Raw genomic sequence first — 12,057 nt, forward strand, 5'->3', positions numbered from 1 at the left:
ATGTGAATGTATCCTTACCGTTTCCGGTAATCCACGTACCCGTTTTGCCGCCTTCGGAAATGGTTGATTTTATTTTGAACAATATATAAAAGAACAACAGATGAAAAGTTATGATACCCTTTCAGAAGCAATGAAAGATTTACAAGCAAACGGATACACCTATGATTTTAATTTATGTTCGGGACATATTGAATGCAATGCATTAAAGTTGAAATTACACCCAGAAGATTTTGATGTGGATGAGATGCATCGTTTTGAAGGAATGAGCAGTACAGACGACAATAGTGTGCTGTATGCCATTTCATCCAAAAACGGAATTAAAGGATTATTGGTGGATGCATACGGAGTTTACGCCGAAAATATTTCTGATGCAATGCGAAAAAAATTAAGATAAATAGTTGCCAAATGAACCCCTTAAAAATAAACACCCAAAAATTGTCATTATTAGGCTCTGTATCATTAGGAACAGGCGTGATGATAGGTGCAGGTATTTTTGTGTTAATGGGGCAGATAGCCGAATTGGTTGGCGATTTATTTCCTGTTGTTTTTATAGTAGGAGCTGTAGTGGTAGGATTTAGTTCTTATTCGTATGTAAAATTTTCCAATGCTTATCCATCTTCTGGTGGGGTTGTAAAATTTTTAACAAAGGCCTATTCGCCAGGTACACTTGCAGGTTCATTTTCCTTGTTAATGTACGTGTCTATGGTTGTTGCCGAAAGTTTAGTGGCAGGAACTTTTGGGGCGTATGCTTTACGGCTGTTTCCGCAGGAGTATGCCGGGTACGCATCTGTGTTGGGAGTAATCCTTATTGCTATTGCATATATTGTCAATATTTCTGGCAATAAAATTATTGAACGTACCGCCACCATTACTGCAATTATAAAAGTAGTTGGTATTGTGGTATTGGCCATTTCGGGATTGGTTATTTCTGGTTTACCTACTATTACAGGTAATTATAGTCCTGCAAATAGCCAATCCCTACCTGAAGGTTTTGGATTTGTTGCTGCATTAGCCTTATCGATTCTTGCTTATAAAGGATTTACAACAATCACAAATCAAGGAGGCGATATAAAAAATCCTCATAAAAATGTAGGGCGTTCCATAATTATTTCAATTGTCGTTTGTACAATCATCTATGTTACCTTGGCATTATCGGTTGCTGGCGGATTGAGTGTTGAAGAAATTATAGTGGCAAAAGATTATGCTTTGGCCGCAGCCGCAAAACCCCTATTTGGCGAATGGGGTTCTACTTTAACAATTTTACTTGCCATTGTTGCAACTGTTTCCGGTGTAATTGCCAGCGTGTATTCTGCTTCAAGAATGTTAGGAATGTTAAGTAGTATGAAACAAGTTCCTAATTTGAATAGAATCAAGAAACTTAAAAATCCTTCCTTGATTCTTACCGTTTCATTAGCAATACTGTTAACTATTTTGTTCGACTTAACTCGAATAGCTTCCATTGGAGCAATTTTCTACTTGATAATGGATATTGCCATTCATTGGGGACTATTTAAACACCTTAAAAAGAAAGTAAAATTCAATCCAGTAATTCCCATAATTGCCTTGCTAATGGATATTGTTGTTTTGGCAGCATTTATCTTTTTAAAATTTTTGACCGACCCCTTTGTGCTTATTGTCGCAGCAATAGGGATTGCTCTCATTTTTTTGTCTCAATTTCTATTTATGAAATCACATACAGATAAGGACGGAAACATGAATATGGGAATAGAAATGAGTGAAGATGAAATGACGAAAATGTAAAAAATTAAGATAAAATGAAACACACCTATCACATTCACGGAATGACCTGCAATGGTTGCCGCAGCCACGTTGAGAAAACCTTAAGTGAAGTCAATGGAGTTACAAAGGCATCTGTAGATCTAGAAAAGGCAGAAGCGGTTATAGAAATGGAAGAGCATATCCCTTTGGAAGCTTTTCAAAAAGCATTGAAAGACGATGGAGGGAGCTATTCTATTACACTTCCGGCTGATCCTGGAGCGGAACATAAGCACCAAGCTGAGAAAAAAGCGAAAAAGGAAAGTCAACAAACCAACGGCACCAGTACCTATTATCGCCAATGATAGCAGCCTTGGCTATGAGTTTCAGTTCAGTATCTGTAATTCTGAATTCATTACGATTAAAAAAAATCCAACTATAAACACTAAATATTAAAACCATGGAGAATTCAAACCAACACAACAGCAAAGGCAATTACACAAAGTTTATATTGATGCTCACTGCCTCATTTGTAGCAATGTATATCACGATGTATCTTAACACTTATGCGTTAGACCACGTTTATTTCAGTGTAACCAGATTCTATATGAGTTGTTTGGGCATAGCAGCTATGGCAGTAATAATGTGGTTCTTTATGCGCAAAATGTACCAAAACAAGAAAAAGAATATCGCCATTTTATTGGGAAGCTTGATTTTGTTTGTTAGTGCACTTGGCTTGGTAAGAGCACAAAGCCCTATTGTTGGCGATATACTCTGGATGAAAGCAATGATTCCCCATCACTCCATCGCAATTTTAACGAGCAAAAGGGCAGACCTCAAAGACCCAGAAGTGCGTAAATTGGCTGATGGTATCATTAAGGCACAAGAAAAGGAAATAGCCGAAATGAAACAATACATCAAGCGTCTGGAAGCAGAAAACTAAAATTAGTGGGTAATGGACAAATCAATTTTCAAAATACAAAAGATGGATTGCCCTTCTGAAGAATCAATTATTCGGATGAAGTTGGAAAGGTTTCATCAAATAAAACAACTGGATTTTGATATTACCAATAGGACATTAGTGGTCTATCACAATGGGAATCTTCAGAAAATAGAGGGTGCTATACGCGATTTAAAATTTAATGAGCAATTGATAACAACAATTACTACTGATGAGGTGATTTTTGATGAACCTTCAAATCAACGCAAATTGCTTTGGGCCGTATTGGCTATCAATTTCCTCTTTTTTATAATTGAAATAACAACTGGATGGCTTTCAAAATCAATGGGTTTGGTGGCAGACAGTCTTGATATGCTTGCAGATTCATTTGTATATGGTTTGAGCCTGATTGCAGTAGGCGGTTCATTGTCCCGAAAAAAGAATATCGCTACCATGGCTGGAGGCTTCCAAATTTTATTAGCCATTATTGGATTTATGGAAATAGTAAGGCGTTTTTTTTCAAAAACGGAAACGCCAGATTTTTTAACAATGATAATCGTATCAATACTAGCATTGTTGGCAAATGCAGCCTGTCTTTATTTATTGCAAAAATCCAAAAGCAATGAAGCACATATGCAAGCTAGTATGATTTTTACATCCAATGATATAATAATAAATTTTGGAGTAATCATCGCAGGGTTTTTGGTACTATGGACAAATTCTAGAATTCCTGATCTAATTGTTGGAGCGATCGTGTTTATAATAGTAACAAAAGGAGCTATTAATATTTTGAAATTGGGAAAATAAATTTAAGAATATAATTATGGAATGCCCATTAACTAAGGGTAAATCAACCGAAGGTGTATAACAGGTCATTACGTCTTCCTTTAAAAAACAAATATTTTATACAGATGAAAAAATACATCATTTATATCGCAATTTTAGCCGTAGGATTAGTCATGGGCTATGTCTTTTTTGGGACTTCTTCAGAAAGTTCAGACAGCAACAAAACAGAAAAAGCTGAAGCCAAGACCCAAATGTGGACCTGCTCTATGCACCCACAAATTATGCAACCCGAACCAGGCGATTGTCCCATTTGTGGGATGGATTTAATTCCTGCGGAATCAGGTGCGGATGGCCTTGCAGTGAACGAGATTAAAATGACAGAAAACGCCATGGCATTGGCAAACATCCAAACTACTATTGTGGGAAATGCGTCGGGAACGGATGAAAACACAATGTTACTTTCTGGAAAGATAATGGCCAATGAAGAAGCCAACGCCGTTCAGGCAAGTTATTTTGAAGGCCGTATTGAAAAACTGAACGTCAATTTTACGGGCGAAGAAGTCCGAAAAGGGCAATTATTAGCCACTATTTATGCCCCCAACCTTGTTGCTGCACAACAAGAACTTATAACCGCAACTTCTATGAAAGCTTCGCAACCCGCTCTTTATAATGCTGTTCGCAACAAGTTAAAACTTTGGAAACTATCAGAAAGTCAAATCAATCAAATAGAGACATCGGGAAAAGTACGTGAGAATTTCCCCATTTACGCAACGGTTTCAGGTACGGTTTCCCAAAAAATGGCAGAGGAAGGCGATTATGTTAAACAAGGACAACCCATTGTAAAAGTGAGCAATCTGAGTACCGTATGGGCAATGTTTGACGCTTATGAAAATCAAATTTCACAGCTAAAGGAAGGCCAAAAAATAACAGTTACCACCAATGCCTATCCCAACAAAGAATTTGAAGCGACGGTATCTTTTATAGACCCAGTCTTGAATACCAAATCCAGAACCGTTTCAGTGAGGACAACCTTGAACAATAAAGAAGATATATTGAAACCGGGAATGTTCGTTACCGCAAAAGTACAGATGTCCAAAGGCAATGCAGCCCAAGCAAAGATAACCGTTCCCGCCACTGCGGTTTTATGGACAGGAAGCAGGTCCTTGGTGTATGTAAAAACAAATCCCAACGAGCCTGTTTTTGAAATGCGTAAAGTAACCTTGGGCACTAAAAATGGCGATGTTTATAACATTGTTGATGGACTAAGAAATGGAGAAGAAGTGGTAACCAATGGCACCTTTACGGTTGATGCCGCTGCCCAGTTACAAGGTAAAAAAAGCATGATGAATACCGAAGGAGGCAAAACAACGACCGGCCATGAAGGACATGTAGGTATGGGAAATACAACCAAGATAGAAACGTCAGACCACATTGCGCATAACCAAAGATTGGAAACCGCTGCAAAATTCCAAACACAGCTCAAAGGTATTTTTGGCGCTTACATCGTCTTAGAAGATGCCTTGGTAAAGGACAATGCTGAATCTGCCAAGGAAGGCGCAAACGATTTGCTTAAGAGAATTTCAGAGGTTGATATGAAGCTCTTAAAAGATCAAAATGCACATAATCACTGGATGCAATTGGATAAAGAACTAAAAGAAGCAGCTACTTCAATATCCAAAACATCAGACATTAAAAAACAAAGGGAACACTTTGTGCATCTTTCAGCTCATTTAATAAATGCCGTAAAAACCTTTGGCATCAACCAAAAAGTCTATGTGGAATTTTGCCCCATGGCAAACAACAATCTGGGCGCGTATTGGTTGAGTAAGGATAAGGAAATACGCAATCCATATTTTGGAGCCGAAATGCTAGACTGCGGAAGTGTTACCGGTGAAATAGACTAATCTTTTGATGTCGGGGCCTCGATACACTTCGACCCTTAGACTGCCCTTCGACTCCGCTCAGGACAAGCTGCTCAGGGTAAACTTAGCTCAGCACAGGCAAATTTGAAATCGCTGTCGCTTTTTCAAATTCACTCGGTCACCTTTGAGATTAATTTTATACAATTACCCTTCCCCAACTACTCACCGCTACCCAAGATAATTAATACTTATCATGATAAAACTCATTAGGGCGTTTTTCCTTTTTGTGTTTGCTGAGTGCTTCTTCGGCGCGGAGTTCAATTCTTCTTATTTTACCAGAAATCGTTTTGGGCAATTCGTGGGTAAATTCAATAATTCTAGGAATTTTGTAGCGTGCCAGTTGATTCTCGCAATAATCAAACAGCTCTTGTGCTACTTCAGCCGTAAGTTTAACTTCTGGTGCCAAGATTATAAAGGCTTTAACGGCATTGCTACGCAAGGCGTGGGGGCTGGCAATTACCGCTGCTTCTAATACTTTTGGGTGCTCTAAGAGTACGCTCTCCACTTCAAAAGGGCCAATCCGAAAATCGGAAGCTTTAATAACATCATCATCTCTGCCCACAAACCATAAATAGCCTTCTTCATCTTTATACGCTTTGTCTCCAGTATAATAGAGGCCGTGTTTAAAAACCAACTGATGCCTGCCCGTATCATTTAAATATGTTTTAAACAGTCCATTGACGTTTTCTTTATTGTGGGTCAGACAAATATTTCCTTCTTCTAGGGTTTCTAATTGCTGGCCATCGTCATCGGCTATTACAATATCATAAAGAAAAGTAGGCTTACCCATAGATCCAAATTTAACATTGCTATTGGGTAAGTTGACCACCAAAGCCGTAGCCTCCGTCTGCCCATAACCATCCCTGATAAGCACCCCTGTGCCTTTTTTCCAAACCTCTATAATTTCAGGATTAAGAGGTTCGCCAGCAGCCACACATTCCCTAAGCGAAAATGTATAAGCACTCAAATCTTCCTGTATCAACATTCTAAGCGATGTGGGTGGCGAACAAAAGGTATTAACTTTTAAATCTTGTAGTGTTTGTAATTGTTCTTTCGGATCAAACCGATCTATGTGATAACCAAGTATAGTAGCACCTACATTCCATGGGGCAAAAAAGCTACTCCATGAAAACTTCGCCCATCCAGGTTGTGAAATATTGTAGTGCAAATCTCCTCGTTTCATACCCACCCATGTGGTGGTTGTAAGGTGTCCCATTGGATAACCATAGTGGGTATGTACTACTATTTTAGGCATGCCCGTAGTACCAGAAGTGAAAAAATAGAACAGATCATCATCACTTTGGGTTTTAGCACCCTCCGCCTCAATGGATTCAGAAAGAATGTTATCTATAGATTCCCACCCTTCGCGAGTGCCTTCTGTAATTATTTTTACTTTTATCTTTTTACCAGTCGTTTTTTCTGCCTTATCAATTTTTTCGGCATTCGCTTGATCGGCTAAAGCAACTTGGGGAAATACAGATTTAAAACGGAATTCCAAATCGCGCACATCCAAACTCGTGGCAGCGGGAATGATTACTATTCCTCCTTTTATACAAGCTAAATAGCTATACCAATTGGGTGGCACCAATGGCAATTGGATAAATATATTATCTCCATATTGCACGTCATGTTTCCGAATAAAATTTAAAAACTGATTACTACGCGCAGCGAGTTCGGCAAAAGTATAGGTTTGCTGTTGGTCGTTATATTTCCATATCAAGGCCAAATCATTGGGATGTTGTTGCACATTAAGCGGCTCAAAAACATCGGTAACCCAGTTAAAATGAGTGGGTTTAATGGGCTTTAATTGATCTAAAATATCAAAGTCCCGCTCCGCTATGGCTTGGGCCACGCGGCGGTATATTTCAAGAGTATTCATAAACAGTCTGATTTTCTTTAAAAGTATAAATATTTGTCAGTTCTGCAATGGGTTTTATGGGAAGCTTATAGGTTCGGATTTCTTTTTATTTAATGAAAAAATAGTATTGAAAAAAATAAGCAAATGTGACTAAAGTCATATTTCAATTTAAGACCCTATCGTAAATTTACGATGGTAAAATAGGAGATAAAAAATGTCAAAATTTGAAGATGACTATTTAGACAATCATTACATGCACCAAAGTAATTGGTTACGAGCAGCCTTTAAAAATGAAAAAGGAATAATTTCAAGAATAGTAGGCGATCTATAAAAGGAAATTAAAACTCCAAAAGCACAGTAAGGAAAAGAAATATGAAAAGAAGCTCAAAACAAATTGAATACACAGAAGATACCGAAGCTTTGGCAAATTTTGCCAAAGCTTTAGGGCATCCAACGCGTATTGTCATTCTAAAACATCTGGAAAACCAATCGTGTTGTTTTACAGGCGATTTGGTAGATGTACTGCCTTTGGCTCAATCTACAGTTTCTCAGCATCTTAAAGAACTAAAAAGCGCTGGTCTTATTCAGGGAGAATTAAAACCGCCAAAAATAAAATACTGTATCAATCAAGAAAACTGGAACATTGCAAAAACCTTATTTCAGCAATTTTTTGATTGATATTTTTTTAATAATCATATCGCCTATTGGCGATAAACTAATACAAATAATATGACTAAAGTTGTTAAAATATTAGGAACAGGTTGTCCAAAATGCAAATCAATGACAGGGGTAGTTCAGGATGTCGTGACTGAAAACAATATTGATGCTACTATCGAAAAAGTGGAGGACATAATGGAAATCATGAAGTTCAATGTAATGACCACCCCTGCATTGGTAATAGATGACGTGATTACAATAAAAGGTAGAGTGCCATCAAAAGGCGAGGTTTTGACCTTATTAAGTTAATCAGATAAGTAAGCAAACATGTTTGATTGGTTACAACACATAGCAGATTGGTTGATTTATTCTGTTTTTGAGATAGGAGCTGATACACAATTAGGCACAGCCCTGAATTTCTTTGTGTATGACACAATTAAGATTCTCATTCTGCTGTTTTTTATTGTTTTTTTAATGGGAATTGTAAATGCCTATTTTCCTATTGAAAAACTTAAAAATTACCTCAACAAAAAGAAACTTTACGGTTTAGAATATTTCTTTTCGTCTGTTTTTGGAGCCATTACGCCTTTTTGTTCCTGCTCTTCGGTTCCGTTATTTATTGGCTTTGTGCAAGGTGGAATTCCGCTGGGCGTAACCTTTTCTTTTTTAATTACTTCGCCTTTAGTTAATGAAGTTGCTGTGGCGATGTTTCTTGGAATGTTTGGCGTAAAAGTTACTTTAATTTATGCTGTTTCAGGTATTCTATTAGGTACCCTTGGTGGTTGGTTGCTTAGCAAATTCAATCTCGAACCTTTACTCTCAGATTGGGTGAAAGAGATTCTTGAAAACAAAATGCAACAAGCTGAATACAAGGAGGAAAAACGAACTTTCAAGCAACGGTTGCCTGAAATTACACGAGGAGCTTGGGATATTGTTAAAGGCGTTATTATTTATGTGATCATTGGTATTGCTATTGGTGCAACTATGCACGGCTATGTTCCCGAAAACTTTTTTAATCAGTATTTAGGCGGTGGTGAGTGGTGGACGGTTCCCCTTGCAGTAATTGTTGCCGTACCAATGTATGCCAATGCCGCGGGAATCGTTCCTGTTATTCAAGTTTTTGTTGCAAAGGGAGTGCCACTTGGAACGGCCATTGCCTTTATGATGGCAACAGTAGGCTTATCCATTCCCGAAGCTACCTTGCTTAAAAAAGTAATGTCCTTAAAGTTAATGGCCATCTTTTTTGGCATTGTTACTCTCGCGATCATCATTTCAGGATTTATATTCAATTTAATATTATAACCAGTATTGTCCGAAAAAAGAAACAAGACCGCTTCGCTGCTAGAACCAAGAGCCATCCGATAGCTTTCGGTATGATTCGTAAAGCATTGAAGATAAATATTTTGAAATTTATAATCTGATTGGATATCAATGTGTTAGCAGCAATTTTAAAAATCATAAAATAGAAGCAACACTAAGACATAAATACGGTCGAATAGTATTTGATAAATTTTAAGCCAATCTTAAGAAATACCAAATCTTAGCTTAATTAAAAATTGTAACTTTTGCTCGATGAGAATTTTAATCGTAGAAGATGAACCCGGTATATACAACTTCCTCAAACAAGGGTTAGAGGAGGAGTCATATGCGGTAGATATTGCCGAGGAAGGGAAGAAAGGCCTTCAATTGGCCCTTTCGGGGGAATATGATTTGTTGCTATTGGATTGGATGGTACCAGGAATGAGCGGAATCGAAATTTGTAGGCAATTCAGAAAGGAATTTAAAGATACCCCTGTCATTTTTTTAACAGCAAAGGACACTGTTGATGAAACCATCTTTGGGCTCCAAGCCGGTGCTAACGATTATATAAAGAAACCTTTTCATTTTGAAGAGCTTTTAGAACGAATCAAAGTGCAACTACGCCCTAAATCTGGGGAGCATTCCATTTTTAAACTTGGAAACATAACCCTGAATACTACAACACATCAAGTCCTTAAAGCAGAGGAAGTAATCAGTCTAACGCAAAAAGAATTTGCGCTTCTGGAATACCTCATGCGCAACAAAGGTATAGTATGCCGAAGATCCCGAATCATTGAAAGTGTTTGGGATATTCACTTTGAATACAACACTGGGGTTATTGACGTATATATTAATGCCCTTCGCAAAAAATTAAAACTAGGGGAAGATGAAAACTATATTCAAACCGTTCGTGGAGTTGGCTATGTAGCAAAAGAAATATGAACTTAAGTTTTCAAAATAGAATTGCATTATATTATATGATAGCCACTGCCGTGATTATGGCCGTGGCTTTTACAGCTGTTTATTTTGTAGTGCAGGAAACGGTTTTTCAAAATCTGGATAACGACCTATCTTTTGAAGCTGAGAAGCATACTGGAGAAATTAAAATTGTAGGAGATAGCATAAAAATAAAAAATAAAAAGGGATGGGAACAAAGAGAGCATCGGGAAGTTCAAGTAAACCCTGTCTTTATTCAAATACTGAATAAAGAAGGCAACTTTATCGACAAATCGCCTAACCTTAAAAATGATGTCCTCATCTTTAACCCACAACAAAACTACGGGGGTCATTTTAACGCAACACTGAATGGTAAAGCCATCAGGCAAGTACAAGTGCCTATCGAGGAAAATGGCAGAATAAGAGGTTTTATACTTGCTGCAATGTCATTGGAATCATCTAAGATGGTATTACTCAACCTACGGAATGTTTTGATTGTTTCTTATTTACTTCTTTTAGTGGGATTGTATTTTATCTCAAGATACTTGGCGGGGCGAGGCATCATACCAGTAAAAGTTATAACCGAAACAACAAAGCGGATTACACAGAATAATTTGAATGAAAGAGTGGTATTGCCGCAAAACAAAGACGAACTCTATGAATTGTCCTCGGGCATCAACCAATTATTACAGCGTATTGAAAACACCCTAGAACGCGAACGGCAATTTACCTCAGACGCTTCCCATGAATTGCGCACCCCCTTATCAACATTAAAAGGCACGCTTGAGGTATTGATTCGAAAACCAAGGGAGCGGGCGGAATATGAGGAGAAAATCAAATGTAGTCTTAAGGAAATAGACCGAATAACTGACACCTTGGAACAACTTTTACTTCTGGCAAGGTTAGATGCTAACTCAAAAACAGTGGACCAATCCATAGTTCCTTTACCCACTTTAATAGACGAAATTCTTTCAAGGCGTAAGAAAAGTATATCAGAAAAAAAACTTGTAATAGATTTTCATAAGGGTGCTGCCCTAGTAAGTGTTGTGCCAAAGTATTATTCTAACCTAATATTAGACAACATTATCGGCAATGCCATAAAATATTCCAAGGAGAATAAGATGCTACACATTGCGATTGTGGAAACTGATTCTAAAATTGTTTGCAAGGTTCAAGATGAAGGGATAGGTATCAAAAAAGAGGATTTGAACAACTTGTTCAACCACTTTTTCAGGTCGGATGCCCTAAATCATAAAAGCATTTCAGGAAACGGTTTGGGTCTTTCCATAGCCAAAAAGGCTGCCGATGCCATAAGTGCCGAAATTCACGTAGAAAGTGAATTTGGTGTAGGAACCACTTTCACGATTGAATTTTAAGCAGATCTTAAGAATTCCTTTAGCCCAGCCTTAGTTTGCGCTGCTACATTTGATGTATAATTCAAAAACACATAAAAATGTTAACAGCACCCCACATTCACGCAATGGTTATCCACTTTCCGATAGCCTTAATCTTAGTTGGTTTTCTCTCAGAAATCATAGCGCTTATCAGTAAAAAGCCATTTTTCAAGAATGCTGCATTTTATCTCTTGCTTCTAGGTGCTGTAGGTGCTATAGTAGCCTACGTTAGCGGAAGTTATGCAGGAAGCGGAATGACAGATGGCATACTACAAGAACCCATGGAACTTCACGAAGAAGCTGCTGTCATAACGTTATGGCTTGCTATTATTACCGCATTATTTCGTGTGGCAATATACTACTTCAAATATGAAAGAACATGGACAAAATGGGTTGGCATTTTTCTATTTGCTGCTTTAGTAGGTTCGGTTGCCAGAACAGGTTATTTAGGCGGGCAATTGGTTTTTCAACATGGAGCAGGTATTGAATTGACACTGCCAGATTTTGGAGATCAATCCACCGACTAACATCAATTTTTTAATCAATTCT

General features: G+C 37.8%; 12 protein-coding genes and 1 pseudogene. 12 read left to right on the top strand and 1 reads right to left on the bottom strand.

Going from position 1 to position 12,057, the window contains the following annotated elements; all coding sequences use genetic code 11:
- Positions 1 to 100: 100 nt before the first annotated feature.
- From ESU54_RS16130 to ESU54_RS16155, 6 genes and pseudogenes are all read left to right on the top strand, one after another.
- Positions 101 to 394 carry a phosphoribosylpyrophosphate synthetase gene (locus ESU54_RS16130; RefSeq protein WP_111844911.1) on the top strand — a complete coding sequence of 98 codons (294 nt, stop codon included), beginning with the start codon at positions 101 to 103 and terminating at the stop codon, positions 392 to 394.
- Between the two features lie 11 nt (positions 395 to 405).
- Positions 406 to 1,761, top strand: a complete 1,356-nt coding sequence (locus ESU54_RS16135) for an APC family permease (RefSeq protein WP_111844910.1) — start codon at positions 406 to 408, stop codon at positions 1,759 to 1,761.
- Between the two features lie 14 nt (positions 1,762 to 1,775).
- Positions 1,776 to 2,072 (top strand): annotated as a pseudogene (locus ESU54_RS16140) (heavy-metal-associated domain-containing protein); the annotation flags it as partial.
- Positions 2,073 to 2,176: 104 nt separating this feature from the next.
- A complete protein-coding gene (locus tag ESU54_RS16145; protein WP_111844908.1) occupies positions 2,177 to 2,659 on the top strand; it encodes a DUF305 domain-containing protein in 483 nt (160 codons plus the stop codon).
- 12 nt (positions 2,660 to 2,671) lie between these two features.
- Entirely contained in the window at positions 2,672 to 3,463 is a 792-nt protein-coding gene (locus ESU54_RS16150) for a cation transporter (protein WP_111844907.1), read from the top strand.
- A 104-nt stretch (positions 3,464 to 3,567) separates the two neighbouring features.
- Positions 3,568 to 5,346, top strand: a complete 1,779-nt coding sequence (locus ESU54_RS16155) for an efflux RND transporter periplasmic adaptor subunit (RefSeq protein ID WP_111844906.1) — start codon at positions 3,568 to 3,570, stop codon at positions 5,344 to 5,346.
- 199 nt (positions 5,347 to 5,545) lie between these two features.
- Here the strand turns inward: ESU54_RS16155 and ESU54_RS16160 are convergent, their stop codons facing one another.
- Positions 5,546 to 7,243: an AMP-binding protein gene (locus ESU54_RS16160; RefSeq protein ID WP_111844905.1), complete on the bottom strand. Its 1,698-nt coding sequence runs from the start codon at positions 7,241 to 7,243 to the stop codon at positions 5,546 to 5,548.
- Between the two features lie 351 nt (positions 7,244 to 7,594).
- Between ESU54_RS16160 and ESU54_RS16165 the strand changes: the two genes are divergently transcribed.
- From ESU54_RS16165 to ESU54_RS16190, 6 genes are all read left to right on the top strand, one after another.
- A complete protein-coding gene (locus ESU54_RS16165) occupies positions 7,595 to 7,900 on the top strand; it encodes an ArsR/SmtB family transcription factor (protein ID WP_111844904.1) in 306 nt (101 codons plus the stop codon).
- Positions 7,901 to 7,951: 51 nt separating this feature from the next.
- Positions 7,952 to 8,188, top strand: coding sequence for a thioredoxin family protein (locus ESU54_RS16170; protein WP_111844903.1), 237 nt, complete (start codon positions 7,952 to 7,954; stop codon positions 8,186 to 8,188).
- Between the two features lie 18 nt (positions 8,189 to 8,206).
- Complete coding sequence (locus tag ESU54_RS16175; protein WP_111844902.1) at positions 8,207 to 9,181, top strand: permease; 975 nt, start codon at positions 8,207 to 8,209, stop codon at positions 9,179 to 9,181.
- A 270-nt stretch (positions 9,182 to 9,451) separates the two neighbouring features.
- On the top strand, positions 9,452 to 10,120 hold the full coding sequence (locus ESU54_RS16180) for a response regulator transcription factor (protein ID WP_111844901.1): 669 nt from the start codon (positions 9,452 to 9,454) through the stop codon (positions 10,118 to 10,120).
- Positions 10,117 to 11,490, top strand: a complete 1,374-nt coding sequence (locus ESU54_RS16185; RefSeq protein ID WP_111844900.1) for a sensor histidine kinase — start codon at positions 10,117 to 10,119, stop codon at positions 11,488 to 11,490. Before ESU54_RS16180 ends, ESU54_RS16185 begins: the two co-directional genes overlap by 4 nt.
- A 77-nt stretch (positions 11,491 to 11,567) precedes the next feature.
- Entirely contained in the window at positions 11,568 to 12,035 is a 468-nt protein-coding gene (locus ESU54_RS16190; protein ID WP_111844899.1) for a DUF2231 domain-containing protein, read from the top strand.
- Positions 12,036 to 12,057: the final 22 nt, after the last annotated feature.

Origin of the sequence: Aequorivita antarctica (assembly GCF_007997155.1) — a bacterium.
Taxonomy (GTDB): domain Bacteria; phylum Bacteroidota; class Bacteroidia; order Flavobacteriales; family Flavobacteriaceae; genus Aequorivita; species Aequorivita antarctica.